Here is a 25953-nt window from a genome sequence, read left to right as displayed (position 1 = left end):
AATGGTTTATTATGGAAGATCTAACCCTGCGCTATTACGACGCGGAAATGCGCTACCTCCGTGAAGCCGCGAAAGAATTCGCCCAGACCCATCCGGATCGGGCCGCGATGCTGGATCTGGATAAGGCCGGTACTCCCGATCCGTATGTTGAACGGCTGTTCGAAGGCTTTGCTTTCTCAATGGGACGGCTACGGGAGAAGATCGACGACGACCTGCCTGAACTGACCGAAGGGCTGGTCAGCATGCTCTGGCCACACTACCTGCGTACCATTCCTTCACTCTCGGTGGTGGCCTTCACGCCCGCACTTCAGGCCGTGAAGATGGCAGAAGTGATGCCCGCGGGTCTGGAAGTGTATTCCCGCCCGGTGGGGCCGAAAAACACGGTTTGTCGCTACCGCACCACCCGTGATGTGATGCTCAACCCGCTGAACATCTCAGGGGTGACCATGAGCACCGAGCCTGACGGACGCTCGTTGCTGCGGATGCGCTTTGCCTGCAGCACCCAGGCGGACTGGTCTCATGCTGACCTCAGTCACCTGAGTCTGTACCTCGGTGCAGATGCGCCTGTCAGCAGCCAGCTGCACCTGATGCTGACCAGACGGCAGGCTGCGCTTTATATGCGTCTGCCCGGGCAGACCGACCGTATTCGCCTGGACGGGTACTTCTCGCCGGGAGGATTTGCAGAGGAAGACGGGCTGTGGCCGAAGGGGGATACTGCCTTCAGCGGCTACCAGCTGCTGCTGGAGTACTTCACCTTCCGCGACAAGTTTATGTTCGTCCATCTCAACGGACTGGACGGTATCACGCCGCCTGCCGGTGCAGAGTATTTCGACATCGAAGTCGTGTTCAGCACGCCGTGGCCGTCAGAGCTGCCGGTCACTGATGACGCGGTTCGTCTGCACTGTGTGCCGGTGATTAACCTGTTCACCCTGGAAGCGGATCCGCTAACCATTACAGGCCTTGAAAGTGAGTACCTGCTGCGCCCTAAACGACTGCAGGACGGACACACTGAGATTTATGCCGTGGATTCGGTCACCGGCTCAAACCGCACCAGTGATGCCGAATACGTCCCGTTCAGCAGCTTCCGCCATAAGGGCGGAATGATGCGCCGTCACGCACCGCCACGGTATTACCACACCCGCGTTAAGCGGGGCGTCACCGGACTGTATGACACCTGGCTTATCCTCGGTGGTCACCAGTGGGAGGATGACAGGCTGTTTGAGCGCGAAGCCGTATCGCTGCAAATCACCGGCACCAACGGTCAGTTACCGCGCCGGGCGCTGCAGAGCACGCTGCTTGACCGCTGTGAGCAGGTGGTGCAGACGCCATTGACGGTGAAAAACCTCTGCAAACCCACGCTGCCGGTTTACCCGCCAGCAGAAGACCGTTTTCACTGGCGGGTACTGAGCCACCTCGGCTCCGGGTTCCTGAACATGATGAGCACCGCCGAAGTGCTGCGCGGCACGCTGGCACTCTATAACTGGCAGGAAGATGAACTGAACACCCGCCGTCTGGAGGCGATTCAGCATGTGGAGCACCACCGCCTGCAGCGTTTTGAGCAGGGCTACCTGCTGCGGGGGCTGGATATCGAAGTAACCCTCGACAGCAACGGCTTCACCGGTGAGGGTGACATTCACCTGTTCGGTGAAATGCTCAACCGCTTCTTTGCGCTCTATGCCGACATGAACCAGTTTAACCAGCTCACCCTCATCGTTCAGCCAGAAGGAAAATGCATCCGGTGGAAAGAGAATCACAGTCCACGCCTGCCCGGCTGATGGAGCAGCTACTGCAGTACATGCCGTACATGAACTTTTATCGCTTCTGCCAGCTACTCGAGCAGAGCCAGCCGGATAAACCGGTCACCGGTAGTTCCTGGCAGGTGCGTCATGAGCCGGTACGCTTCCGGCCGCATCCGGGCATGGGCTTCCCGGCCTCTGAAGTCAAAGGGATTGAGCTGTCTGAGCATTCGCATCTGCCGCCGACGGTACGCATAACCTTTATGGGGCTCTACGGCGTGGAATCCCCACTGCCGACGCACTATATCGATGACATCACCCAGCGCCGTGAAGGCTATGAGGCGACAGCGGATTTTCTCGATATCTTCAACCACCGGCTGATTGCCCAGTACTACCGCATCTGGCGTAAATACTCTTACCCGGCGAGTTTTGAAGCCGGCGGTAAGGACAACATCTCGCAGTATCTGCTGGGCATGGCAGGCCTGGGCATCGATGGCTGCACGGACAGCATTGCCGCCCCCGCCTCACGCTTCCTGGCACTCCTGCCGGTGATGCTGCTGCCGGGACGAACAGCAGAAGGCATGGCCTCGCTGGTGCGCCTGCTGGCACCAGACACACAGGCGAAAATCTGGCACCACGACAAGCGCCGCGTGCCCCTGAAGAAGCCGCTGACCATGAGTGTCAGTCAGCCCGTCACCCTGACCAGTCGGCCGGTGATGGGTAACTATGCCACCGACGTGAACAGTCAGGTGCTGATGCGCCTGACCTCCACTAATCCGGCAGAAGTGCAGGGCTGGCTGCCCGGCGGGGAGCTGCACACGGACCTGATGGCGCTGCTAAATGTCTACCTTGGCTCGCGCCTCGATGTCCGTCTGCAGCTCTGCGTCGACCGCAGCCTGTTGCCGGACGCGACCATGAGCAGTAAACCGCAGGCAGGCGCCGTGCAACTGGGCCGCACTGCCGTGATGCGACCGCTGAATGCGGCGAATACAGCTACACACCCCAAAACAATCACCATTAATCTGGGCCGCTATGAGCGGGTTCAGGAAAATCTTCACCGCAGGGAGACCGATGAACATGGCGAGTACCGCTGGTAAATTCCCCCTGGCGGCCCTTGCCGCGGGTATCATCCTGATGCTCGCTGGCTGTGGGCTGACCCAGAGTGTCACGGACGGCACCGTCGCCGTGACCAAATCGATTTTTTATAAGCAGGTGAAAACCCTGCATCTGGATATTCGTGCCCGAGAGGCCGTTAACATTAACGCTGGCGGCGTGGCACTGTCGACGGTGGTGCGCATCTACCAGCTTAAGGACCGCAAAACCTTCGACAGCACCGACTACCCGTCATTGTTTAAGACTGACAGTCAGGCCATCAAAGCAGACCTTGTGGCGGAGAAAGATATTCGCCTGCAGCCGGGTGGGGCGGTGATGATTGATATTCCGATGGAAGAGAGTGCGCAGTATGTGGCGGTGGCCGGCATGTTCATGGCCCCGGACCAGGTGAGCAACACCTGGCGCGTGGTGCTGAGCCGTGAGGACCTTGATCCGGATAAGGCTCGTGTCATCGAAGCGGGCAACAACCGACTGACCCTGAAGGTGCTGAAAGATGAGTGAACCATCCCGTCCTTCATTGTATGAAACTCTTTATGGCAACTTCACCGGCGGCCTCGATCTCCACCAGGTAAGCGAGCAAAATCAGGTGATTTTGTCCGTGCTCGATAATATGCAGCGTATCCTCAACTGCCGTGCCGGTACGCTGGCTCATCTGCCGGACTATGGCCTGCCGGATATGACCAAAATTCTCCAGGGAATGCCGGGAACGGCCCATGAGCTGATGGGCACCCTGTCTGCCGTCCTGCTCAGATATGAGCCGCGTCTGAAAAAAATCGCCGTGGTCCTGCTGGAGCAGAACGTCCCCGGCGAGCTGTGCTACGCGATTGATGCTGAACTTAAAGGTGTCGGTCTGGTGCGCTACGGCACTGAATTTATGCCCGAAGGTCGCGTGCTGCTGCGACACCTGAAGAGTCAGCAGTATGTGGACTCAGCAACCCGTCTCTGAGGTCAGATAACATTATGTCACTAAAATCACAGTTTCTGAAACAGGAGCAGGCCGGACAGCCCGCTCCGGTTGCATCAGCCACCTGGCGTCAGGCCGATATCGCAGAGTTTCACCTGAGAATGACGCTGCTTCAGGAGCAGATGGACGCGTGGCTCGACGGTACCGGCCTGAAGGTGGGGACCTTCAGCGTCTGCGTTACGGACCTGCTGGCGGAGGTCGGAGCATTTGATATCGACGGCATCGTTCTGCGCGTGGACGACCGGGCGGTAAAGTTTACGCCGGTATTTTTGTACGGCCAGAGCGTGGTCGGACGTGTGGACGTGACCCTTCACGCAGAAGGGTGCATCACTTCAGTGGGGCGTTTATTCATGCAGGCAGGTCAGCTTAACGACTGGCGACTGACTCAGCCAGGGGCACCGGCCATGCCGGGAGAGCATTTTGACGAAGGCGCATTTTTTGGCCTGATTTTATCGCGGCTGCCATAGCGGACCTGCAGAGCCCGCAAACCCGCGCGAAGCCGCTTAACCAGAAAACAACGTCCGTCATTCTGATATGGATATTCAGCCGTGAATAACATGACTCCCCGTAAAATCAAAACCGGTGGCGACCCCAGGGCGCTGCCGGATTATGCCGCCCTGCGCGATGAGCTGTGCAAACTGACGCATCCGGCGCGTCCGGATGTTGACTGGCGATATGCCGAAAAACTCTGCCTCTCACTGTTTGAGCAGAACGGCGTGGAGCTGCAGACGGCAGCCTGGTATACGCTTGCCCGTATGCAACTGGCCGGCCTGTCCGGCCTCAATGAGGGGCTGGCAATACTGGAAGCACTGATAAGCCATCAGTGGGGGACGCTCTGGCCGCAGCCGGTGCATGCCCGCATGGAAATCCTCAGCAGCCTGAGCCTGCGCCTGCAGCAGCGGATGCGCACGCTGGCGCTGAATTACGGCGACCTCAGCCAGCTGTACCGGGCGGAACAGCTGCTTGGCCGTCTGGGTACGGTACTGCAGCGCCTGGAGCTTAAGCATCTGAGCCAGCTGGATGTGCTGCGTACCCTGATGCACAACAGCGCCGTCCGGCTGGAAAACAGCGATGGCACCGGAGCGAACATTCAGCCCGGTATCGTGTTGCCTTCCACCATAATGAATGGTTCGACAGCAGCCTCGAGAGACCTTGCTGGTGGTCCGGATGACGATTTCAGGGAGCCAGGCAGTGCAGTGAAGTGGGTATATGTCGCGCAACCGGAACCGCAGCCAAATGTGGAAGTGCTGTTGACAAAGCCCGCTCCGGTTAAAAAGTGGAAATCCTTCGCGGGCGGGATGTGTACCATGCTGCTGATAAGCTCAGCTGCCGCATTCGTCTGGCAGTCTCTTCACCGTTCCGACCCGCTACAGATTCAGTTTGCCGCCTCCCTGGCACCGTTACCGGCAGTGCTCACGCCTGAGCAACTGGCCATTCTGCAACAGCGGTCATCGTTACCACCACAGGTAATCGCTCAGACACAGCAGCAGCTGGCCAGGCTGGAAAAATTACCTCCCGACTGGAATATCGCCTATGGCAGAAAACTCGCTGAACAGGCACGGACGCTGTGGCCGGAGCAGGCTAAGCCTCTGGTACAACAGTGGGAACAGCAGCTCAGTAGCGCCTTACTGCCAGCGGAACAGCTGAACGGCTGGCATCAGGGAATGACAATCCTGCAAAAACTGAGCGACAGGCTGAACGGGCTGGATGAGCAGAAAGGGAAATACATGACGGTCAGCGAGCTCAAATCACAGGTTTTTGCTGCTACACAAGCATTTGGTAAAACGGTACCGGTTGAAGAACAGCTGCGGCAAATGAGCATTCCGGGTCTTTCACAGACAATCCCGGCCGCGCAAAAGATGCAGACAGAACTGCATCTTAAGCAGTTAATCACGCGGTATTCCGCCGTAACAGAACGCCAGTAACCGTCCCTACGCGTATTTTCGGAGTTTCAATGGATGAGAACGAGCTTCACAGAAATCACTGGTGCGAATGGTCAGCTGCAGACCTCACTTTTCTGGAGGTCAACTACCGTACCATGCCCCTGCCTGAGCTTGCCCGCATTCTGGGGCGAACGCCCGGCTCCGTTCGCCTGATGGCTCATAAACTGGACTGTCAGGAAAAGGCATCGCCACGATGGACCGCAGAAGAAGACGATATCATTCGTCAGCACTATGCTTCAGGCGCAGGCGCTGCATTCATTGCGACGCTTCTTAAAGACAGAACGTCTTCGGCTGTCTTTACCCGGGCCGATACGCTGGGAGTGACCAGCGGCAGGTACTGGCGGGAGGAGGAGCGTCGAATTCTGAAGGAACACTATCCTGCTATCGGTTCCGGGGTGCTTAATCTGCTGCCAGGCAGAACCCCTGAGGCTATCAAAATAATTGCGGGAAGAATGGGGCTTCGTAAATCAAGCAGCAGCCGCGAGGGGTTTCGTCCGTGGAGCGACGCAGAGTGGAGGCTGCTGGAGGAAAACATTCATCTCAGCATTGCTGAGCAGCAGGCAACACTGTTTCCGGACAGAACAAAACGAGCAGTGGAGAAGGCCCGCGAGCGATTACTCAAAAAAAAACGGGCTCTTTGCCGCGAGCTTAAGGCGTGATGCGTTAGCCAGTTGTCTTTAGTGCCGGATAACGCCAGGCGAACCGTGCTGTCCGCCACAGGCAACGCCTCAACTTTGTGGTGAGCATTTTCCCGTAACGTCGATGCCAGACCATGCCCGCCCGGAGCGGAATACGCAATAACGGCCCGCTGACAGGCATCGTTAATTTAAATCCCACTTTAAGCAATAACGATATTTCGCTTATATCCACCCCGCATCATAAATCCCTGGCGCGGTTCGTAACATTCGAAATTCGCAAGTGAAAAATCAAATCAAAAAAGAAATAGCAAAGAAATGCTGTGAGTAACTTTATATTTTAATTAGGGAGGGTCTGGAGCGTCAAGAAATCATAAGACCATGCCGGCATTGTGGGGCGCTTATTTCAACTGATGCCACACAGTGTGGACACTGTAAAGTCATAAGCCCCTTTTCCGGACGATGGGGTCGATATTTACTGCCGTGGATACTGAGTGCCTTATTACTTGCCGGCTTTGTCGTATTTACTTTTTTTTACGGGTGATATATGCGACCTGTATATACAGGATGACGGAGCGTCATTTCCTGAACTTATTTTCAACCAGCACCCGTTTGGGTGAGATTTTAAAATGGAGTAGTAAATGAAAGAACTGAACATTACAGATGAAGTTGATAAGGCCGGTGAGTGGCTTGTAAAAAACCAGGGGTTATTAACCGAATATGCGGTCAATATTATTTCGGCCGCCGTTCTGTTAATTACCGGACTGATACTTGCCCGCCTTGTCGGTACGGCGCTGGAGCGGGTGCTCTCCCGTCGCGGGATTGACGTGACGGTGTCGGGCTTCCTTGCGGTCATGGTCCGCTATGCCATCGTGTCCTTCACCATCATTGCCGTACTCGGCCGCCTGGGTGTCCAGACCGCGTCGGTCATTGCCGTGATGGGGGCCGCCGGTCTGGCTGTGGGGCTTGCCCTGCAGGGTTCGCTGTCGAACTTCGCCGCCGGCGTGCTGCTGGTGACGCTGCGTCCCCTGCGTACCGGTGAGTTTGTGGATGTGGGCGGCGTGGCCGGTACGGTTGACCGGGTGAATATCTTTTCCACCACCCTGCGCACGCCTGACAACAAAATCATTATCGTGCCGAACGGCAAAATCATCGCCGGGGACATTATCAACTTCTCGCGCGAGCCGCGTCGCAGGGTGGATATCACCGTGTCGGTTGCCTGGTCTGCCGATATTGAGCAGGTGAAGCGCGTGGTGAGTAATGTCGTTACGGCCGATGCCCGGATTATCCAGGAAAATGGCATCACGGTACGACTGAACGAGATGGCGCCGCCGGCCCTGAACTTCGTGGTGCGCTGCTGGACGGATACCGCCCTTTACTGGGATGTCTGGTTTGACCTGACGGAAGCCATCAAGCGCGGGCTCGACGACAACGGTATTCCTGCACCACGCCCGCAGATGGATGTCAGCATCCGAAATGGCGACAGGCTAGATAGAAACTGAACCATGCTCATCCCGTGCAACCAGACGGTTGTCGTGTGATTAAGAGTTTCATCAGACTCAATGAACTAAAGGAAATGAAGCAATGAACAAAAAAATAACGTGTGCGTTTGTGTTACTGAGCGCGCTGTTACCTGCCGTATCCGCCGTGGCAATGGATAAAACAGCGACCGGTGCCGTTGTTGGCGCAACCGTCGGCGCTGCTGCCGGGAAGGATGTGAAATCAGCCGTCGGGGGCGCGGTTGTCGGTGCAGGCACCGGAGCAATGACCAAAAGCGGTGACACAGGCAAGGCAGCCCGACAGGGCGGTGCGGCAGGCGCAGCTACCGGTGCAGTCGTCGCGGCCGCAACGGGTAAAAGCGTGGTGAAAGGTGCCGTCACGGGGGCGGGCGCAGGCGGACTGGCCGGCGAGGCCCTGCACTAATAAACGAGACAGGGCAGCGAACATACTGCCCTTTCTGCCGATCGCGTGGACTGGCGGCACGAGTTCTGGCTGCTTAGTAAAAGGGCTTTTTAAGGCAGAACAGAAAACGCTCCGGGCTTATGCGCCATCACATCAACTCGTACAGGTAAATTTATGCCCCCCTCACTCGCGGAGGTTATCCATCTGATCCGCAGTCGCTGCGACAGTGCCCCGGGTTTTATTACGACAGAAACCCGGCTTGTTTCAGGTCTGGGATTCTGCAGTGATGACATGGAGGAGCTGCTTCACGAAGCGGAATGGCGTTTTGGCATTAGATTTCCATCTGATGAAAATGCCCTGCGGGAGCTCTTTTCCCTCCTGCCACATGAATATCTTTTGACTCCGCAGGAGAGCCTGTCGCTCTCACCCGCATGGGTGTTGTGCCGGTTGCGGGGCGCGCCTTTGCCGGTGCAGGCAGATATCAGCGTGGGGGATTTTTTCCGGGGACTCACCGCGCTGTGTCTGAAGGGCGGCGAAATGTAGTCTTGTCTGTGGCAAACCATGGCAACTGACACAGAGCCACAGCAACGAGTTACCGGCGGTGCAAATGCATCCAGAAGAGCGGTACCAAATCGCGAATACCGACGAGGGGAAGATCGTGCCCGACCAGAATGCCATTTTGCAGGTGCACTGATGCGCTGTCGGTTACACCAGTTTCAATCCTGTATTAACCGGTCTGCATTTGCGCACGGCGATCTTTCTCATATATGGCGATTGTGTGCCCCGGTATTGTGTTATGGAGTTTTCATGTTTTTGCAGCTGATATGGCTTGCGGCGCTGATGTCACTCATGGTGGTTATTCATACGCTCTGGAGTCTGCATATTCTGAGGCTTGTGCCCGGGAAAGTCACCGACACCGTCAGGCTGGTTATGATACTGGTTCGCATCTGTGTTTCGATGCTGATGATCCATTTTATCGAGGCGACGTGTTTTGCTCTCTTTTATTACTGGCGCTCAGGCTTCAGCGATGTGGCAACCGCCCTGTATTTTTCGCTGGCAAGTTACGCGACGGTGGGCTACGGCGACGTATTGCTGCCTGCACATCTTCGCATAACTGGTGCGGCAGAAGGTCTGGTCGGGGTCTTGCTGGCAGGCTGGACGGTCGCACTCCTTTCCCGGGTACTGGCTACGCTACGGCCCGGGTCAAAATAGTTTGTCCATGAATATTTTCTTATCTGAGTGAGTAACCCATGCATCTGACTTTACCCGCAGCAGAGACTCTGCTGCTTCCCTTCACCTCAGGACAGATAGCGACCTGCCTGCTGTGTGGCTTTGCCGTGGGCCTTGAACGCCAGCTGCGCGGCAAGCCGATTGGCATCCGGACCTCCACGTTAATTGTCCTCGGGAGCTACTGCTTCCTCGCCATGCTGGGTGCTGTTACTGCGGATGCCGCCGACCGGGCTCGTGTGCTGGGACAGCTGATTACCGGTGTGGGCTTTTTAGGGGCCGGCGTCATGATGACGCGCGATGGTATCGTGACGGGTGCAACATCCGCCGCTACGGTCTGGATGATGGCGGCAACGGGCGCAATGATAGGTCTGGGTCTTGCTCTGCAGGCGCTCATAATGACCGGACTGGTGGTGGGAATACTGGCGGGGGTCGACTACCTTGAGCGCAAAGTCCTGAGTCTCCAGAAGGGCGTGCACAGGCGACATGAGAAAACGACGCTGCCCCGTCAGGGCAGCTAAATTATCCTCTTACCAGATCTGGAAAATCCCCTGAATATGCTCTCAACACGTAACACCTTTCTGGACTTTCTGCGCCTTACTGCCGTTCTGCTGGTAATAACCTCGCATTATGCCTATATGTTTGATAACAGCACTCTGATTACCTTTCCGCGCGAATATCTTACGGGCGGGATTGGCAGGCTCGGCGTTTCGATTTTTTTTATGATATCCGGTGCGCTGGCATATGTTTCCCTGACGCGCTATAGCCTTCGCGAATACTACGTCAGGCGGACCTGTTCGGTCCTGATACCCTACAACATGGTGTATTTTACAGCAGCACTTATACTGCTGGTACTGGGGTTTTACTTCCGCTATCCGGTGAACCCGCTGGAGCAGCTGATGAATGGTGAGAAAAACGTTATCGCGTTTCTTCCCACCCTCGTCGGTATTGACCACTACCTTCATGGCATCTGGGGAGTGGAAACAGCATATCTTACCGGTGAATGGTTCATTGGCTGTATCATTCTGCATTATGCTATTGCACCGCTGGTTTTCCGGATAATGCAGCTGGCGCCGTTGCTGACGATGTCTGCAGCGCTTACTGTCAGCGTTCTGTGCTACGACAGTACACTTGCTAATCCGTACTGGTCAGCTCAGGTGCGGATATGTGACTTTGCGTTCGGTATGCTGTTTATGCATTTTCTGCCCTGGTTCTTTAAGTGGCGGATCCTGCTTGCTGTGACGGGCATGGTCGTTATTCTTGGCGGATGTGCGGTGTCTGACCTTTCACAGAAAAGTATCCGGGAAATCCTTTTCCCACTTGCGCCACGCAGCCTGTTTTTTTCCGTGGCGTTTCTGTTTATTTTACATGCCTGCTATCCGGTTATTAACCGGGGCTTTATACGTTTCAGGCTTAATAATAACGTATCCGGTCTGGCTTCCAGAGCATACATTATTATGCTTATTCAGCATGTCGTCATTATCTTTATCAGTGCTAACATCAATATGGCTGAACTGAATGCGACCCAGGCGACGTTGTTCTGGTTGCTCGCATTGATAACGACGGAAAGGATTTCGGCGGCACTTAAAGCTGGTATTGCAATGGCTGAAAAGATTACTGTGAAGTATGTTCTCAAAAAAATTTAAAATGAAAGTTGCAATGCACTCAAATTTTTATACGCTGGCCGGCAGATACAGATAATGAAGGGGGAATATGTCATCAGAAATTAATGGCCTGCATTCCGGCACGATGTACAATATCAGCATGGCCATTCACGAACTGCTTGACTGGATAGATAAGAATATCCATCATCCGCTGTCGGTAAAGGATATTGTCAGGAGGTCTGGCTACTCAACATTTTATCTGCAGCATATGTTCACATCTGTCACCGGCGAGCCGATTGCCCGTTATATTCGTCTAAGAAAGCTGGGTGCGGCGGCCCGCTTACTGCGTGAAAATGATGCTGGCATATCAGATATCGCCTTCGGACTGGGTTTTGAAGATATCTCAACTTTTTATCGTTGCTTCAGAAGAGAATTTGGTCTTTCACCCGGTGAATACCGCAAACGCTGGATAAAGCCTTCTGATCTTGTCATTTTCCGGGGGAAAGAATTGAGTAACTTATGAGTCGGACGCTGGTCGACAGAAAAAAAACTGAATAAATTATGGTTATTTCTCGATGAGGAACACATTAAAATTCAATTTATTATATTTTTGATACGGCTAAGGAACACGTTTAGGGTGACAATATGAATGAACGTATATATTTCGATTATCTTGTTATAGGTGGTGAGCATGATGGACGGTGTTACAATGGTCCTTTAACCGATTGTCTTGAAGTTAACTCAATATACGTACCCATGGCGAAGTATTGTTCTCCTCATTTTCCATCTGAAGTTCTTGTACAAAAAAAGATAAGCTACAACGTACGCCATTATCATCGTTATGATGGTAAATGTTTCCTGATAGCAACGAATGAAAATCCGGAAGATGATGAAATCGAACAGGCTATAACCAAAATGCAGCCCCGACCCGTTAACTGAGCTGTCGAAGGTACTGTATTTTTATCCGCCAGACCAGGCATCAGCCTTTGGTTGACCTGAGAGCCTGTACGGATTGGAGTGGCCGATAGACAAAAATTTAATTGTGTAAGTCCCGGCAGCGAAGAACAGAGCAGTATTACCGTTTTGAGCAAGTTACTGATGTGCGTATTACCGTGAGTGAGAACGATAATTGGGCGATCTGTCTGAGTGGTAATGCAACGGTAATCCCTGCGCATCCCCGGAGTGATCGGAAGGATGCCTGACCGGGATCGACTTGACGCCATTTTGCACTTGTCAGCAAAATTCCCTATTAATCATGGATAGTTATGTCTTCAGAACAAACGAACTCAGCATCAACAAACCAGCCGGGTAAAACCGCGGCTTACTCCATACTCGTTTTGATTATCACAACGCTGTCGGTCGGCATGCCTTATCAGGTAGACATCAAGATCCTGCTGCTTCTTGCGTTAACACTGATATGACTTTCCGGGTCAAACCGAAACCTCTGGTTTTTTGCAATTATCTTTTGGGTCTAATTCCCTGAGGGCGACGTAGCAGTAAATCCGACGGTGAATCACGCTGATATTCGCGGGTTGGGTACCGCATTACAGAGGTCCGTCATATGAGCCTGCCACTTTCTTACGTCGCGAATTGGCTCTGTTCCGCCGTCGCTAAGCGTAAACGTGGGTTACTCTTGTACCGGGCTACGCCGCCTTCAGGAAACTGATACATCTTTCTTCTTTAAATGATGCCTCTGTCGTCATGCTGGTTTTTGATGTTGTGATTGCCGTGTCAATGACATTGCTATCCGACCGATATCCCAGATAAAACCCGCCAGTTCTCGCGCAACAGCAACAATCGTTATATTGACATGCTTCCCCTTTGCCTGAAGTTTTCGATACCTTCTGCAAAGCCTGACCTGAGCATCCCATGCCCTGTCAATGACGGGGCGGGGTAAATGTTCCTGACGATTTTGTATTGCCGGACTGATACGTGCCGGATGCCGGTAACTCCACGCAGCTTCAACCAGCAGTTTCCTTGCAAAGCTGTTCCCGGCTTTAGTAATGCTGCCCTGATGTCTGTTTCCACCTGACGAATATTCCGATGGAGTGATACCAAACCATGACATTAGCTGTCGAGGATGTTCGAAACGGGTCAGGTCGCCCAGTTCAGAAATCAATCCAATTGCCGTAATAAACTGAATTCCCCGCATCGCCTGCAGAGCTTCCACCACAGGGTAAAGTCTCCATTCGGTAACCGCCTCCCTCAGGGCTGACTCCAGCCGTTCGCATTGTGCCAGCCGGTCTTCTATTGTGCGGCGGTGCTCGTCGAAAGCTAATTGCCGCCAGGGACTCTCGAATGAGTATTTGCTGAGCCAGCGTCGGTGCGCTGGCCCCCAGTCAGCCCGTCCGGCATAATGGATCCCATGGACCAGAAGAAACGACTTCAGTCGTTGTCGGGCATGCCGTAAATCATCGCGGGCAGATGCCCATGCCCGGGCCAAATCTCTGAATGCCTCATCTTCAATACCGGGTACGTAGACAGCAGAAAGATCTCCGGCACGTAGTGAGCGCACCAGTCTGATGGCATCACGCCGGTCAGTTTTGATCCGTTCGCCCGGTTTTTTTGGCATAAGCGAAGGGGCACAGACCATGCAATCAAAGCCGAACTTCACCAGTCGCCGATAAAGGCCATAGCCGCAGGGGCCGGCCTCATAAACGATACTTACCTGAGATGACTTTGACTGCAGGCGCTTGCAAAGACGTTCAATCTCAGTGGGTGTCGAGCTAATTTTACCCATAAATTCAACTTGTTCTGAATTGATGGCATAGGCAACAGAAATGGATTCTTTGTGAACATCTAATCCGACGTACAACGTGCTATTGTTGTTCATGCTGGCCTCCGTGATGGAAATACCGGGGTGTAGCAACAGCTCACCCATGCGGCACTGGCAACGATGTTAACACGCGTTCAATATCCCACGTTGGCCAGCGCCTGTCTCACGGAAAGTCATTATGTCTTACGATTATAACGAGTGCCGTCCACATTCATCGCTGGATTACCAGACGCCAGCTGAATTTGCAGCGGACTGGCTAAACGGGAAATATGAAGAAAAACCAACTGACATTACTAACTGAAGGTTGTATCTAATCCTGGGGGCAGGTCAGGTGAGCTTAATCTGAAATCGCATTACCACATGGTGTTGTTCGTCAATAACGATACGTTCAATAGTTTGGGGAGTTACAAAGAAGACGGGACGGGCCTAGCGTCTCTGATACGAGAGGCCTGGCTGAGTGCCTTACAGCTTAGTCACCGCTCAGAGCACGGGGCGCTAGCCCGTTTTCCCGATAATCCACTTTATTATCTGGACATTAATTCCGCTGGCTACAAAGAATCTTATGACCAACTGACGTTTCGGTTAAGTTATTTTGCGAAAGGACGCACCAAAGATTACAACAGGAAGGAACGCTCTTTCGGCTGTAGTCAGAGCTGAGATTCCATACATCGTTTTTGCTGATGGCGCTTTATTTACGTCATGACCCCATCGTGTGACAACAGCACCGCTATGCTCTTCTTAATCCTTTTAATCCATTCAACAGCATGGCGTAGACCTGCACTTTAAGCACGGCTTACGCCTGCCATGTCTTAAGTCCTGGATTGGCCCCTATCCTTGTGACACTCTTTTTAGATCTTAAGTTTGTCAGAAAGCACGGTACAATGACGAACCATTGTTAACGCAATTGGTTAAAAATAGACCAACACTTTATGAGGAGCGGCAGCTTTTAGTGCAACGCTGTGCGGTAGCTATGCCTTCTCCACCTTATACCTGCTCATAGAGACTCTTGACGCCGAGAGGAAAGTGTTAAGGCCTCTTTATTACGTAAGTTTTATTGTTGCTTTACAGGGCGGGAACAAATGCATTTTTTTAAAAATTGCATAACAAAGCATAGCTCCTCATTGACAGAATTTAAGTTGGCGATAGGACCAAGCCTGTTCAACAAAGGATGCCCAACAAACTGGTGCTACACATGACAACAACAGAAAAGCAAATTGAACAAGATCTGATCACCAAACTAACTAATCTCAAATACGTCCACCGTTCTGATATTCGTGATCGCGCTGCGTTGGAGCGCAATTTCCGCGAGAAATTCGAAGAACTGAACCGGGTACATCTGACTGACAGTGAATTTTCCCGGCTGATGGAACTGACGATCACTCAGGATGTCTTTACTGCTGCCACCCGACTGCGCGAGCGCAGCAGTTTCGAGCGCGACGACGGTACCCCGCTGCACTACACGCTGGTCAATATCAAAGACTGGTGCAAAAACACCTTTGAATGTGTCAATCAGCTACGAATAAATACCGATAACAGCCATCACCGCTACGATGTGCTGTTGCTGATCAACGGCATTCCGGTGGTACAAATTGAGCTCAAGTCTCTGGCGATCAGCCCACGTCGCGCCATGCAGCAGATAGTTGATTACAAAAATGACCCCGGCAATGGTTACAACCGTACCCTACTCTGCTACCTGCAACTGTTTATCGTCAGTAACCGCAGCGACACATGGTATTTTGCCAACAATAACGATCGCCACTTCAGCTTTGACGCAGACGAGCGTTTTCTGCCGCTTTACCAGCTTGCCGATGAGAGCAACCGGAAGATCACTCAGCTTGATACGTTTGCCGACAAGTTCCTCGCTAAATGTACGCTCGGCGAAACCATTAGCCGCTATATGGTGCTGGTCGCCAGCGAGCAAAAAATGCTGATGATGCGGCCTTACCAGATTTACGCTGTACGGGCTATTGTCGACTGCATACACCAACGCCGAGGCAACGGCTATATCTGGCACACCACCGGCAGTGGCAAAACACTGACCTCTTTTAAGGCGTCGACGCTGCTGAAAGATAATCCAGATATTGAAAAGTGCCTGTTTGTCGTTGACCGTAAAGATCTCGACAGGCAAACCCGAGAGGAATTCAACAAGTTTCAGGCCGGATGTGTGGAGGAAAATACTAATACCGAAGCGCTAGTTCGCCGCCTGTTATCCGACGACTACGCCGATAAGGTGATCGTCACCACCATTCAGAAGCTTGGTCTGGCGCTGGATGGTAACAATAAGCGTAACTATAAAGCACGACTGGAATCACTACGAAATAAACGCATGGTGTTTATTTTCGACGAGTGTCACCGCTCCCAGTTTGGCGATAACCATCAGGCCATTAAAGAATTCTTCCCCAACGCCCAGTTATTTGGCTTTACCGGTACGCCAATTTTCCCGGAAAACGGCACCTATAAGCAGATTGACGGGCAGGAAAAATCGATTGTCACCACGCAAGACGTATTCCAGAAGCAGCTTCACGCTTATACCATCACTCACGCAATCGAAGATCGTAACGTGTTGCGCTTCCACATCGAATATTACAAAGCGGAAGGTAAGGGGCGGTTGAAACCCGGTGAAATGCTTGCGCAAGAGGCTGTGGTCAGGGCAATTCTGGATAAACATGACGCCACTACCGCCGGGCGTAAATTCAACGCGATTCTGGCTACCGCGTCGATCAATCACGCCATTGAGTATCACCGGCTGTTTCAGGAGATCCAGGCAATACGGGTTGCAGAAGACAGCACTTTCACTCCGCTGAATATCGCTTGCGTGTTCTCGCCACCTGCCGAAGGCAACAAAGACGTACAGCAAATTCAGGAAGATTTGCCACAGGAAAAAGCAGATAACGAAGAAGCGCCGGAAGAAAAGAAAGCGGCATTGAAGAAGATCATTGCCGACTACAATATCCGCTACGGCACCAATTACGATATCAATAACTTCGACCTGTATTATCAGGATGTGCAGTCACGTATTAAGGCGCAACAGTACCCGAACCGGGATTATGCCCACGCACAGAAAATTGACGTGACGATTGTGGTTGATATGCTGCTGACTGGTTTTGACTCCAAATTCTTGAATACGTTGTATGTCGACAAAAATCTGAAACACCACGGGCTGATTCAGGCCTTTTCACGTACAAATCGCGTGCTAAACGACACCAAGCCTTACGGCAAGGTGATGGATTTCCGCCAGCAACAGGATGCGGTTAATGACGCCATCGCGCTGTTTTCCGGCGAGAAAAAGGAACACGCCAAAGAGATATGGCTGGTTGATGCGGCACCGGTGGTGATCGGCGAACTAGAACAGGCAGTCGCCACGTTGGACAGCTTTATGACCTCGCAGGGGCTGACCTGTGCGCCGGAAGAAGTGGCGAACCTGAAAGGGGACGAAGCCCGCAGCCAGTTTATTAACCTATTTAAAGAGATACAGCGACTGAAAACCCAGCTCGATCAATACACTGATCTGACGCCGGAGAATGTCGCCAGCATTGAGCAGACGTTGCCGGAAAATACCTTACGTGCTTTCCGCGGTGTATATCTGAGCACTGCACAGCGATTGAAAGCGCAGCAGGAAAAAAATGACGCTACCGTTACCCCTGAAGTGCAGGAACTAGACTTTGAGTTTGTGCTGTTTGCCTCGGCGGTAATCGACTACGACTACATTATGGGTCTGCTGTCCCGTTACACCCAAAGCAAGCCCGACAAACAGAAGATGACCCGTGAGCAGTTGATTGGCCTGATTTGCGCAGATGCGAAGTTTGCCGATGACCTTGAGGAGCTTACCGCTTATATCTATACGCTGGAACCCGGCATGAATGAGAGTAAAGAAGCGATCCTTCAGGGCTATGAAACGTTCAAAGCACAGAAATTTACTTATGAATTGGCGGCAGTAGCGGAACAGCACGGGCTGGAAAGCACAGCATTACAGGCGTTTGTTGATGTAATTATGCAACGAATGATTTTTGACGGGGAACAGTTAAGTGATTTGCTGGCTCCGCTGGACTTGGGCTGGAAGGCGAGAACGCAGAAGAGTCTGGCGTTGATGGAAGATTTAGCGCCGTTGTTACATAAACTGGCGCAAGGTAGAGAGATTTCGGGGTTGGCGGCGTATGAACAGTGAAATAAAGAATTCAGAGCAGGGTAAAAAAGAGACGCTAATACGGGTTCCTGAGTTGAGGTTTCCAGAGTTTTGCGATGAAAAGGAATGGCAAGAAAAGCAACTGCAATCAATTTGTCACATGAAAGCAGGCAAATTTATATCGGCGTCAAAAATAAATCAGCCCCCCGCAGAAGGATTATATCCTTGCTACGGCGGTAACGGTTTGCGTGGTTTTACAGATGAATACTCACATACTGGTGAATACTCGCTTATTGGTCGCCAAGGAGCATTATGCGGAAATATTACTTTTGCAAATGGAGACTTCTATGCTACTGAACACGCAGTTGTTGTCACACCAAGCAAAGGTGTTAACAATAATTGGCTTTTTTATTGTTTAAATAAGCTAAAGCTTAACCAATACGCTATTGGTCAAGCTCAGCCGGGATTATCTGTTAATTTTATTGAAAAAATAACAGTACAAATCCCCTCAAAAGAAAAAGAACAGAAAAAAATTGCTGATTGCCTTTCTTCGCTTGATAAAGTGATTTCTTTACAAACTCAGAAAATTGATACACTTCAGCAGTATAAAAAAGGACTGATGCAGAAGTTATTTCCGGCTGAGGGAGAGGTGGTGCCGGAGTTGCGGTTTAGTGAGTTTCGAAATGAATCATCATGGGGGGAAAAAAAACTTTCTGACGTTTCCCCTTCGATTTTCGATGGGACACATCAAACCCCAAGTTATAAACGTGAAGGTATTCCTTTTTTTAGCGTTGAAAATATTGTTAGCGGCAAAGAAAATAAATTAATTTCAAAGGATGATTTTATTTCCTCAACAAAGAAGAACAAACCAGAGAAAGGTGATATTTTATTAACCAGAATTGGGAAGATTGGTTTTTCAAAAGTAGTAGATTGGGACTATGACTTTAGTATCTATGTCACATTAGCAGTCATCAAAAAATCAAAGTTATTCGACTCTTTTTATTTGCACTACTTTATGCAATCCAATCGATATCAGGCTGAGATTCATGCAAAATCATTACTAAATGCCGTTCCATGCAAAATAAACATGGACAGTTTACGAAATACATTGATTTTATTGCCAAAATTAAATGAACAGCAGAAGATCGCTGATTGTCTTTCATCTCTTGACAATCTCATTGCTGCCGAAAGCCAAAAACTGACAGCCCTTAAAACCCACAAGATCGGCATGATGCAACAGCTTTTCCCTTCAATGGATGAGGTTACCGCATGAGCAACAAGCCAAAAGTTTACAGCTACAAAACTATGGAACGCATTGTTACTCGCCTGCGCGACGACTTGAGCAATACCGACTTTGTGCTGCTCTATGCCTATAACGGTACAGGTAAAACGCGCCTGTCGATGGCATTTAAAGATAAAGGGAAAAAGAAAACTCATCGCCCGTTTAGCGTTGGTGATCATGTTGGCCAACCGCTGATGATCGAAGAAATAAAGGGCGACACCCTCTACTTTAACGCCTATACCGAGGATTTGTTCTACTGGGATAACGATTTGAACGGAGATACCGAGCGAGTATTGCGCATCAATTCAGCGTCAAAATTCTTTGCTGGTCTAAGAGAACTGGCGTTAGAAGAGAAGATCTTCGCTTATCTGGAACGCTACGCCAATTTCAATTTTCGCATTGACTACGAAGAATGGACGGTCACTTTCTACCAAGAAGATACAACCCATATTAAAGTCTCGCGCGGTGAGGAAAATATTTTTATCTGGTGCATCTATCTGGCGATCTGCGAACTGGCCATTGATGGTGACGAAGTAAGTCCGTATAGCTGGGTAAAATTCCTTTATATAGACGATCCCATTTCCTCGCTGGATGACAACAATGCCATTGCTATCGCCAGCGATCTGGCACGCCTGCTCCGGCGCGGAAAAGGCAAGCTGAAAACAGTGATTTCTTCACATCATGGCCTGTTTTTCAATGTGATGTGCAACGAGCTTAAAAAAGCGAAGCCCAAAACGTACTTCTTTTACTGTGAAAAAGGCACCAACACTTATACGCTGCGGGCCACCGAAGATACGCCATTCTTCCATCATGTCGCCATGCTAAGCGAGTTACAGCAGGCGGTTGCGAGCAATAAAATCTATACGCACCATTTCAACATGCTGCGCAGCATTCTAGAAAAAACGTCAACTTTCTTTGGCTATAGTGACTTCTCCGATTGTATTCACGGAATAGAAGATGAGGTGCTGTATTCCCGTGCACTTAACTTATTAAGCCATGGAAAACATTCGACCTATGAACCCCGAGAAATGGTCGAAGATAACCGAATTTTATTTAAAAATATATTGAGCGCGTTTCTGAATAAATATAAATTTGAGCTGCCGGAGTTATTGGCTGAAAAACCACAGCCATCTACTGCCCAACCGGAAATTTCCGTTGCACTCCCTGAATCTGTGGATCAAGCATGACTGAACAAGACCAAAAACAACTGGGTGATACCTTATGGAATATTGCCGACACGCTGCGTGGCGCAATGAATGCCGACGACTTCCGCGACTATATGCTCTCGTTTCTGTTCTTGCGCTACTTATCGGATAACTACGAAACTGCCGCACAAAAAGAATTAGGTTCTGAATACCCGGATAATAAAGACACACCCACCGTCGCGCCATTGAGTCTGTGGTACAAAAATAATCCTGATGACATCAAAGATTTTGAGGCGTTGATGCGCCGTCGGGTACATTACGTTATCAAGCCGAAGTTTTTGTGGAGCAGCATCGCCGAAATGGCTCGCACGCAGAATGACGAACTGCTCAACACACTGGAAGATGGGTTTGACTATATCGAGAATCAATCTTTCGAGAGTACCTTTCAGGGGCTGTTCTCCGAAATTAACCTGACATCAGACAAGTTGGGTAAAAAATATGCTGACCGTAATGCCCGACTCTGCACCATCATTGGTGAAATCGCCAAAGGAATCGCCAAATTCTCCACCAATAGCGATATTTTGGGCGATGCCTATGAATACCTGATCGGTCAGTTTGCCGCTGGTTCCGGTAAAAAAGCAGGTGAGTTTTATACCCCACAGCAAATCTCCAGCATTCTGTCTGAGATCGTGACTCTCGACAGCCAGGATCCGACCACTGGTAAGAAAAAACGGCTGGATAAAGTGTTCGACTTCGCCTGCGGCTCCGGCTCTCTACTACTTAATGTGCGTAATAAACTCGGCGCACACGGCATCGGCAAGATTTATGGGCAGGAAAAGAACATCACTACCTATAACCTTGCACGGATGAACATGCTGCTACACGGCGTAAAAGATTCTGAGTTTGAGATTGTTCACGGCGACTCCCTGCTCAATGATTGGGTGATGCTTAAAGAAGCGAATCCTGCCAAAAAGATGCATTTTGACGCAGTAGTGGCTAACCCGCCTTTCAGCTATCGTTGGGAACCCAACGAAGCCATGGGCGAAGATTTCCGATTCAAAAACTATGGATTGGCACCGAAATCCGCCGCCGATTTTGCCTTCTTGCTGCACGGCTTCCATTTTCTTGCCCCAGAAGGCACGATGGCAATCGTTCTACCGCACGGTGTTCTATTCAGGGGTGGGGCTGAGGAACGCATCCGCCGTAAACTGCTGGAAGATGGCAACATCGATACCGTGATCGGCTTACCTGCTAATCTGTTTTTTTCGACAGGAATTCCGGTATGTATTCTGGTACTGAAAAAGTGCAAAAAATCAGATGACGTATTGTTTATCAACGCCAGCTCCAGTGAATGCTATGAGAAGGGCAAACGGCAGAATCGTCTTAACAAGGAACATATAAGCAAGATTGTCGACACGTACCAGTTCCGCAAAGAGGAAGAGCGTTATTCCCGTCGCGTACCACTGGAAGAAATAAAATCTAACGACTTCAACCTGAATATTTCCCGTTATATCAGCACAACTGTGCCAGAAGATAAAATCGAACTCGGCGAGGAACATAAAAAGTTGGTTGATATAGAGCGCGAAATCTCTAAAGCAAAAGAAAGTCATAACGAATTTCTTAAAGAGCTTGGATTATCCCCATTGCCATAACATAAATAACCATTCAAAAGCCAACCAGAAAACTTCTGGTTGGCTTTTTTTGATTTAAATTCTAAGAAAAATCAATCTAACTGGTTTGTTCTAGTACAGAATAGAGCTTAATTTCGTGCGAAATCAAACGGACTAACACCCTTCTCCCGATTAGCATCAAGAAAATCACGCTCAGTATTTCAAACTCAGTGAACGTAGTGCCTTAATAATACACTTTAATTAAGTTCAAGTGCGTTTAAATAAAGTAGTGAAACTATAGCGATAAATTGAATAAGCGAAACGATTCAGGTATGCTTAAAATGGTCGCCAGTGCAGTGCGACCTTTTGCGTGCTTAAAATATCTTACTTTTAGGGGCGGGGTGCTAACAATATTGCAAGGTGTGCATTGATTTTTTCAGTCAGTATATTACAGGCATCATCGCGTGCTATCTCTTTCAGCTCAAGCGCAAAGCCAATTGCCCTGATGTTATCGCCATCGGAAAAATGAACTTGTGAATTAATCTCAGGGTAGCCATCATAATTATTCCACATTTCCTTCGGATACTCGTAAGTGTTGGTTTCTGTTGCAGAGGAAAACAAATATACCTGAAGATAGCTTTTTGCATCCTCGGCTGAAACCAATAACTCCGTAGCGACTGGCTCTACCTCTTGTTTCTTACAGCCATATTCTATCGAAAGTTCGGAGTCCGTTATCAGCCGGAAATCAAGCACAAAATCCTTCCCCGCAGATGGTGTTCCGGGAGCCTGCTGGAAGCTAAAAACAAATGACATATCCATCGCCGGCAGGAAAGCCCATTTCCAGGTTGAGTATGTATCAAGGGGATTTTTGCGTGGTGACAGCTTTTCATAACTCCAGTTCTCCCAGCACACAAACGTAGCTTCAAGCTTCTGCGCTGTTTCATTAAGTACCGGTAATATTTGCTGGTAGTAGGCTGCGCAAATGCGGTGTGCCTGGCGCACAACGCTGAACGAGTCAGGCATTATTGTTTTCCTTGTAAAAAAGAGAAATCCTCAGGGAGGTTTTGTGAAGACAGGAAATTCAGGAATGGTTTCCAGGGACCTAACGGCTCACGGATTCCATACAGAGCAAGAGCTTGCAGACAATCTTCAGAAATTCGTTTGTCCGCCTTAGTCGGCCATTCCCATTCCGGATGCTGCAGTACCATTCTTACCTGGTCCCATTCGATACAGTGGCACTTCACATCGCCAAAATGGTTTTCCAGCTGTTTAGACAATATTTCATAATTTTCCGGCAAATTACCAAGTGCCAGAAAATGGAGTTTCTTGCCATTTGCATTTTCATCAGTGTTCTTCCAGGCATAAATTTCCCTGAACCACTGTTTTTGATATTGCATTCCGCCGGCGGGTGGTTTGACCTCAATAATAATTATCGCAAACTTAAACGTCAGCACTACATCAGGCTCTGCAAAGTTCTCTTCACCAGTAATTTGGGCATACAAGGATTCATCAAACTCATCCGGGAGAGCGTAGCGAGGCCAAAACTGTATAGTATCCAGCGTACCCCATACACGGGAATCGAGAGCTAACAGAGAGGACAAGATTTTGTGCTGAGCTTCGTGAGACAGGTAGCTCATTCGCCCCCAAAACGCGGCTGTTAGTAAATCCTCATAGCGCTTAAAAACTGAACGCCAGCTGTGCGACTCATCATTAAGGAGACTAACGCGTCTGGCCTTTCCATTTAAAATAGCATGTAACATTCATGAATCCTGTTATTGTCTTGATTTTTGAGTTCCTGCACTGATATAACGAACGCTCACTTGCTATTCGGGCCGACAATAGCTGTTATTATTATAGGTTAACGAGTTTTGCCTGCGTGCTGACTTATCTGTAAATGTTAGTTTCTTTCTTCAGCTGAAATGTTTCCATACGCATGGTTTCACCGGTCCAGTTATCTCCCGGAGAAGGTGCGGCAACGCCGCTCAGGCGCAGACCTGGTTTTTCCCCTGGCTTTTAGCGCGGTAGAGCTGCTCGTCTGCATACCTGATACACGCGTCCAGATCGCCATCAAAACCGTCCATGCCCGCTATGCCTGCTGAAAGGGTTACTCTTCCCGCCAGCTTAAAATCATGGTTTTCTACTGCATGGCAGATCCCTCTGGCGATGTTAAGGGCCTCTTTTTCGGTGGTGTCGGGCATAAACAGGACAAACTCCTCGCCGCCAAACCGGCAGCAAATATCTGACAGCCTTGAATGCCGTGTCAGAATGCTGGCAACGTCGATCAGCACCTCGTCGCCGGCGGCGTGGCCCAGCCTGTCGTTAATGCTTTTGAAATTATCAATATCAGCCAGCATCAGCCAGTGTGAGCCGCCCCTTCGCCAGTCAAACGCCCCAGTGAGGCCGCGTCGGTTAAACAGGCGTGTCAGCGGGTCGGTACTGGCCTCCCCGGAGAGCGTATTTATTTTACTGGTGACCTGCAGGTGATAGCCGTAGATAGCCTTCCACAGGTAATAAATCTCGCGGTAGCCGGTGCTGACCCTGTAAAAATCAATCAGCGTGATCTTCTGTGTCGCTTCAGCCAGCTGATTAAGCGGGAAAAGCAGCCGGCGTACAATGAGGATAATGAGCACCGAAAAGACGAGCAGCAGAAAAAGGCTGCCTGCGATTATGTTGCGGCTCGCATAAAGCAGTATGTCGATGACGCTGCCGGGCGTACCCGCGATAACCATGTGATAGCGTGATGCGCCAATCTGCGCATGGCTGACAAGGTACTCATGGCCTTTGACCGTAGCCCTGAACGAGGTGGTGCTGACTGCCGGATTAAAATGGATAAACATGTTGTAGTTGGCGTCCAGAGAAAAACCGGCGAGCCAGGGGTGTCTGCTCCAGACTATCATCAGTGCGTCGTCAATGATAAACACACGTTCACGATCGACGTCGTACCTCAGGTCAAGGATATCGGAAAGCGTGATCCCCAGCCCTGCATAAACGGGAGTGATAAGCCAGCGGGGATCGAAGTTCCCGGCGGGTTTCATTTCCTGAAGGGGCAACTGAAAGCAGCGCGTTGCAGCCAGCAGGGGAGAATCCGTGCCCCTGTAACAGGTGAGCATATATCGCTCTTCGATTGTCTCCTCTTTGAACATCGCTCCGCAGTCTGAAAGCCTTCCGGCGCGGCAGAAATGCCACGCGGCCATCTCTGAAAGTTTGGTGGCATAAAGCGCGTTTTTGGTCATGACGTAGTTTTCAACGTTTTGCTTCTGGAACCAGAGCGTGACGCACAGCGTTAAGGCTGTGCACAGAAAGAGCACGCCGAGCGTCATGAGGGGAATGATGTTGCGCAGGGCATTTCGGTCTGCCGGACGCTCTTCGGGAGTGTCGCCCCGGCGGGCTTCAGCGTTCAGCACGTTACCGGTATCTCCGTATATGGCGCAAAGGGCGCAGTCGGAGATTGGGTGCTCCCAGGTCCGGACATATCAGTAATACGGAGAACAGCAAATGTTTTTAACGACGCAGGTAAGGTCGGGCCTTGCAGGCTACGGACTTCCGCTCTCTCCTCTGGCAGAAAGTTGCTCAGTTGCCTTTCTCTATGACGCACCGGTACGTTGCGTTGTTCGCCTGCCTCATCCATATGAAAACGGTCAGCATTACCGGTAATCCGTTCGAAAGTAAGCTGTGAGGGAAGGCCTTTCATCATCATTAGCTGCATAATTAACCATCGAAAAAGTGTGTATAAACGGGCTGCCAGAGATGAATATAGGTGAATTCTTGTTTTACCTGGTGTCATCGGGTGCGGAATGTTTAATTTGTGAAAGGTGTCAACAAAATCAGGTATTAAGTATTCATCAACGTTGCCGCCAAATACCATCTCCCGTCCCCCTGAAAATGGCACAAAG

Annotated in this window: 26 protein-coding genes and 1 pseudogene; 22 read left to right on the top strand and 5 right to left on the bottom strand. The window is 50.7% G+C overall.

Annotation, left to right across the window (positions count from 1 at the left end; genetic code table 11):
* Positions 1-11 precede the first annotated feature (11 nt).
* The 16 genes from tssF (at position 12) to OVA10_RS22595 (ending at position 12545) form a co-directional block, all read left to right on the top strand.
* A complete protein-coding gene (gene tssF, locus OVA10_RS22670; RefSeq protein WP_268196847.1) occupies positions 12-1775 on the top strand; it encodes a type VI secretion system baseplate subunit TssF in 1764 nt (587 codons plus the stop codon).
* Positions 1730-2833: a type VI secretion system baseplate subunit TssG gene (tssG, locus tag OVA10_RS22665; protein WP_174339231.1), complete on the top strand. Its 1104-nt coding sequence runs from the start codon at positions 1730-1732 to the stop codon at positions 2831-2833. The genes tssF and tssG overlap by 46 nt, the downstream gene beginning before the upstream one ends.
* Positions 2814-3350, top strand: coding sequence for a type VI secretion system lipoprotein TssJ (gene tssJ / locus OVA10_RS22660; RefSeq protein WP_202665841.1), 537 nt, complete (start codon positions 2814-2816; stop codon positions 3348-3350). The genes tssG and tssJ overlap by 20 nt, the downstream gene beginning before the upstream one ends.
* Positions 3343-3795, top strand: a complete 453-nt coding sequence (gene tssE, locus OVA10_RS22655; protein WP_174339233.1) for a type VI secretion system baseplate subunit TssE — start codon at positions 3343-3345, stop codon at positions 3793-3795. Before tssJ ends, tssE begins: the two co-directional genes overlap by 8 nt.
* A 14-nt stretch (positions 3796-3809) precedes the next feature.
* The gene (locus OVA10_RS22650) at positions 3810-4280 is read left to right on the top strand and encodes a hypothetical protein (protein ID WP_268196846.1); all 471 of its coding nucleotides are present in this window, start codon (positions 3810-3812) and stop codon (positions 4278-4280) included.
* A gap of 81 nt (positions 4281-4361) precedes the next feature.
* Complete coding sequence (locus tag OVA10_RS22645) at positions 4362-5738, top strand: VasL domain-containing protein (RefSeq protein WP_268196845.1); 1377 nt, start codon at positions 4362-4364, stop codon at positions 5736-5738.
* A gap of 29 nt (positions 5739-5767) precedes the next feature.
* Entirely contained in the window at positions 5768-6415 is a 648-nt protein-coding gene (locus OVA10_RS22640) for a hypothetical protein (protein ID WP_268196844.1), read from the top strand.
* Between the two features lie 617 nt (positions 6416-7032).
* On the top strand, positions 7033-7893 hold the full coding sequence (gene mscS, locus OVA10_RS22635) for a small-conductance mechanosensitive channel MscS (RefSeq protein WP_268196843.1): 861 nt from the start codon (positions 7033-7035) through the stop codon (positions 7891-7893).
* An 82-nt stretch (positions 7894-7975) separates the two neighbouring features.
* Positions 7976-8314: a glycine zipper family protein gene (locus tag OVA10_RS22630; protein WP_268196842.1), complete on the top strand. Its 339-nt coding sequence runs from the start codon at positions 7976-7978 to the stop codon at positions 8312-8314.
* A gap of 153 nt (positions 8315-8467) precedes the next feature.
* On the top strand, positions 8468-8836 hold the full coding sequence (locus OVA10_RS22625) for a hypothetical protein (RefSeq protein WP_268196841.1): 369 nt from the start codon (positions 8468-8470) through the stop codon (positions 8834-8836).
* 264 nt (positions 8837-9100) lie between these two features.
* Positions 9101-9505, top strand: a complete 405-nt coding sequence (locus OVA10_RS22620) for an ion channel (RefSeq protein ID WP_268196840.1) — start codon at positions 9101-9103, stop codon at positions 9503-9505.
* Between the two features lie 38 nt (positions 9506-9543).
* Positions 9544-10041, top strand: a complete 498-nt coding sequence (locus OVA10_RS22615) for an MgtC/SapB family protein (protein WP_268196839.1) — start codon at positions 9544-9546, stop codon at positions 10039-10041.
* Between the two features lie 36 nt (positions 10042-10077).
* On the top strand, positions 10078-11166 hold the full coding sequence (locus OVA10_RS22610) for an acyltransferase family protein (protein ID WP_268196838.1): 1089 nt from the start codon (positions 10078-10080) through the stop codon (positions 11164-11166).
* Positions 11167-11233: 67 nt separating this feature from the next.
* A complete protein-coding gene (locus OVA10_RS22605) occupies positions 11234-11647 on the top strand; it encodes a helix-turn-helix domain-containing protein (RefSeq protein WP_268196837.1) in 414 nt (137 codons plus the stop codon).
* A 122-nt stretch (positions 11648-11769) separates the two neighbouring features.
* The gene (locus OVA10_RS22600) at positions 11770-12063 is read left to right on the top strand and encodes a hypothetical protein (RefSeq protein WP_268196836.1); all 294 of its coding nucleotides are present in this window, start codon (positions 11770-11772) and stop codon (positions 12061-12063) included.
* 326 nt (positions 12064-12389) lie between these two features.
* Complete coding sequence (locus tag OVA10_RS22595) at positions 12390-12545, top strand: hypothetical protein (RefSeq protein ID WP_268196835.1); 156 nt, start codon at positions 12390-12392, stop codon at positions 12543-12545.
* 278 nt (positions 12546-12823) lie between these two features.
* Here the strand turns inward: OVA10_RS22595 and OVA10_RS22590 are convergent, their stop codons facing one another.
* Positions 12824-13957: an IS110 family transposase gene (locus OVA10_RS22590; RefSeq protein WP_268196834.1), complete on the bottom strand. Its 1134-nt coding sequence runs from the start codon at positions 13955-13957 to the stop codon at positions 12824-12826.
* A 121-nt stretch (positions 13958-14078) separates the two neighbouring features.
* Between OVA10_RS22590 and OVA10_RS22585 the strand changes: the two genes are divergently transcribed.
* The 6 genes and pseudogenes from OVA10_RS22585 (at position 14079) to OVA10_RS22560 (ending at position 22102) form a co-directional block, all read left to right on the top strand.
* Positions 14079-14201, top strand: coding sequence for a hypothetical protein (locus tag OVA10_RS22585; protein WP_442787974.1), 123 nt, complete (start codon positions 14079-14081; stop codon positions 14199-14201).
* 29 nt (positions 14202-14230) lie between these two features.
* Positions 14231-14557: pseudogene (locus OVA10_RS22580) on the top strand (YagK/YfjJ domain-containing protein); the annotation flags it as partial.
* A 535-nt stretch (positions 14558-15092) separates the two neighbouring features.
* A complete protein-coding gene (locus OVA10_RS22575; protein ID WP_268196833.1) occupies positions 15093-18065 on the top strand; it encodes a type I restriction endonuclease subunit R in 2973 nt (990 codons plus the stop codon).
* Positions 18055-19296 carry a restriction endonuclease subunit S gene (locus OVA10_RS22570; protein ID WP_268196832.1) on the top strand — a complete coding sequence of 414 codons (1242 nt, stop codon included), beginning with the start codon at positions 18055-18057 and terminating at the stop codon, positions 19294-19296. The genes OVA10_RS22575 and OVA10_RS22570 overlap by 11 nt, the downstream gene beginning before the upstream one ends.
* Positions 19293-20492 carry an AAA family ATPase gene (locus OVA10_RS22565; RefSeq protein ID WP_268196831.1) on the top strand — a complete coding sequence of 400 codons (1200 nt, stop codon included), beginning with the start codon at positions 19293-19295 and terminating at the stop codon, positions 20490-20492. The genes OVA10_RS22570 and OVA10_RS22565 overlap by 4 nt, the downstream gene beginning before the upstream one ends.
* A complete protein-coding gene (locus tag OVA10_RS22560) occupies positions 20489-22102 on the top strand; it encodes a type I restriction-modification system subunit M (protein WP_268196830.1) in 1614 nt (537 codons plus the stop codon). Before OVA10_RS22565 ends, OVA10_RS22560 begins: the two co-directional genes overlap by 4 nt.
* 348 nt (positions 22103-22450) lie before the next feature.
* Here OVA10_RS22560 and OVA10_RS22555 read toward each other — a convergent pair whose 3' ends face one another.
* From OVA10_RS22555 to OVA10_RS22540, 4 genes are all read right to left on the bottom strand, one after another.
* Positions 22451-23083, bottom strand: a complete 633-nt coding sequence (locus OVA10_RS22555; RefSeq protein ID WP_268196829.1) for a hypothetical protein — start codon at positions 23081-23083, stop codon at positions 22451-22453.
* Positions 23083-23820, bottom strand: coding sequence for a hypothetical protein (locus OVA10_RS22550; protein WP_268196828.1), 738 nt, complete (start codon positions 23818-23820; stop codon positions 23083-23085). Before OVA10_RS22550 ends, OVA10_RS22555 begins: the two co-directional genes overlap by 1 nt.
* 222 nt (positions 23821-24042) lie before the next feature.
* The gene (locus OVA10_RS22545) at positions 24043-25464 is read right to left on the bottom strand and encodes a GGDEF domain-containing protein (RefSeq protein ID WP_268196827.1); all 1422 of its coding nucleotides are present in this window, start codon (positions 25462-25464) and stop codon (positions 24043-24045) included.
* On the bottom strand, positions 25458-25925 hold the full coding sequence (locus OVA10_RS22540) for a hypothetical protein (RefSeq protein WP_268196826.1): 468 nt from the start codon (positions 25923-25925) through the stop codon (positions 25458-25460). The genes OVA10_RS22545 and OVA10_RS22540 overlap by 7 nt, the downstream gene beginning before the upstream one ends.
* Between the last annotated feature and the right edge of the window lie 28 nt (positions 25926-25953).

The organism is Lelliottia sp. SL45, from assembly GCF_026672535.1.
In the GTDB taxonomy this organism is placed as follows: domain Bacteria; phylum Pseudomonadota; class Gammaproteobacteria; order Enterobacterales; family Enterobacteriaceae; genus Enterobacter; species Enterobacter nimipressuralis.
This window is presented reverse-complemented; position numbering and strand designations above follow the sequence as displayed.

What these genes read in the sequence shown, in the direction of transcription:
- OVA10_RS22555 (WP_268196829.1), bottom strand. Translation starts at nt 23,083, where the DNA reads ATGCCTGACTCGTTCAGCGTTGTGCGCCAGGCACACCGCATTTGCGCA.
- mscS (WP_268196843.1), top strand. Translation starts at nt 7,033, where the DNA reads ATGAAAGAACTGAACATTACAGATGAAGTTGATAAGGCCGGTGAGTGG.
- OVA10_RS22565 (WP_268196831.1), top strand. Translation starts at nt 19,293, where the DNA reads ATGAGCAACAAGCCAAAAGTTTACAGCTACAAAACTATGGAACGCATT.
- OVA10_RS22610 (WP_268196838.1), top strand. Translation starts at nt 10,078, where the DNA reads ATGCTCTCAACACGTAACACCTTTCTGGACTTTCTGCGCCTTACTGCC.
- OVA10_RS22640 (WP_268196844.1), top strand. Translation starts at nt 5,768, where the DNA reads ATGGATGAGAACGAGCTTCACAGAAATCACTGGTGCGAATGGTCAGCT.
- tssJ (WP_202665841.1), top strand. Translation starts at nt 2,814, where the DNA reads ATGGCGAGTACCGCTGGTAAATTCCCCCTGGCGGCCCTTGCCGCGGGT.
- OVA10_RS22595 (WP_268196835.1), top strand. Translation starts at nt 12,390, where the DNA reads ATGTCTTCAGAACAAACGAACTCAGCATCAACAAACCAGCCGGGTAAA.
- OVA10_RS22600 (WP_268196836.1), top strand. Translation starts at nt 11,770, where the DNA reads ATGAATGAACGTATATATTTCGATTATCTTGTTATAGGTGGTGAGCAT.
- OVA10_RS22625 (WP_268196841.1), top strand. Translation starts at nt 8,468, where the DNA reads ATGCCCCCCTCACTCGCGGAGGTTATCCATCTGATCCGCAGTCGCTGC.
- OVA10_RS22650 (WP_268196846.1), top strand. Translation starts at nt 3,810, where the DNA reads ATGTCACTAAAATCACAGTTTCTGAAACAGGAGCAGGCCGGACAGCCC.
- OVA10_RS22575 (WP_268196833.1), top strand. Translation starts at nt 15,093, where the DNA reads ATGACAACAACAGAAAAGCAAATTGAACAAGATCTGATCACCAAACTA.
- OVA10_RS22550 (WP_268196828.1), bottom strand. Translation starts at nt 23,820, where the DNA reads ATGTTACATGCTATTTTAAATGGAAAGGCCAGACGCGTTAGTCTCCTT.
- tssF (WP_268196847.1), top strand. Translation starts at nt 12, where the DNA reads ATGGAAGATCTAACCCTGCGCTATTACGACGCGGAAATGCGCTACCTC.
- OVA10_RS22620 (WP_268196840.1), top strand. Translation starts at nt 9,101, where the DNA reads ATGTTTTTGCAGCTGATATGGCTTGCGGCGCTGATGTCACTCATGGTG.
- OVA10_RS22590 (WP_268196834.1), bottom strand. Translation starts at nt 13,957, where the DNA reads ATGAACAACAATAGCACGTTGTACGTCGGATTAGATGTTCACAAAGAA.
- OVA10_RS22540 (WP_268196826.1), bottom strand. Translation starts at nt 25,925, where the DNA reads ATGGTATTTGGCGGCAACGTTGATGAATACTTAATACCTGATTTTGTT.
- OVA10_RS22630 (WP_268196842.1), top strand. Translation starts at nt 7,976, where the DNA reads ATGAACAAAAAAATAACGTGTGCGTTTGTGTTACTGAGCGCGCTGTTA.
- OVA10_RS22615 (WP_268196839.1), top strand. Translation starts at nt 9,544, where the DNA reads ATGCATCTGACTTTACCCGCAGCAGAGACTCTGCTGCTTCCCTTCACC.
- OVA10_RS22605 (WP_268196837.1), top strand. Translation starts at nt 11,234, where the DNA reads ATGTCATCAGAAATTAATGGCCTGCATTCCGGCACGATGTACAATATC.
- tssE (WP_174339233.1), top strand. Translation starts at nt 3,343, where the DNA reads ATGAGTGAACCATCCCGTCCTTCATTGTATGAAACTCTTTATGGCAAC.
- tssG (WP_174339231.1), top strand. Translation starts at nt 1,730, where the DNA reads ATGCATCCGGTGGAAAGAGAATCACAGTCCACGCCTGCCCGGCTGATG.
- OVA10_RS22570 (WP_268196832.1), top strand. Translation starts at nt 18,055, where the DNA reads ATGAACAGTGAAATAAAGAATTCAGAGCAGGGTAAAAAAGAGACGCTA.
- OVA10_RS22560 (WP_268196830.1), top strand. Translation starts at nt 20,489, where the DNA reads ATGACTGAACAAGACCAAAAACAACTGGGTGATACCTTATGGAATATT.
- OVA10_RS22585 (WP_442787974.1), top strand. Translation starts at nt 14,079, where the DNA reads ATGTCTTACGATTATAACGAGTGCCGTCCACATTCATCGCTGGATTAC.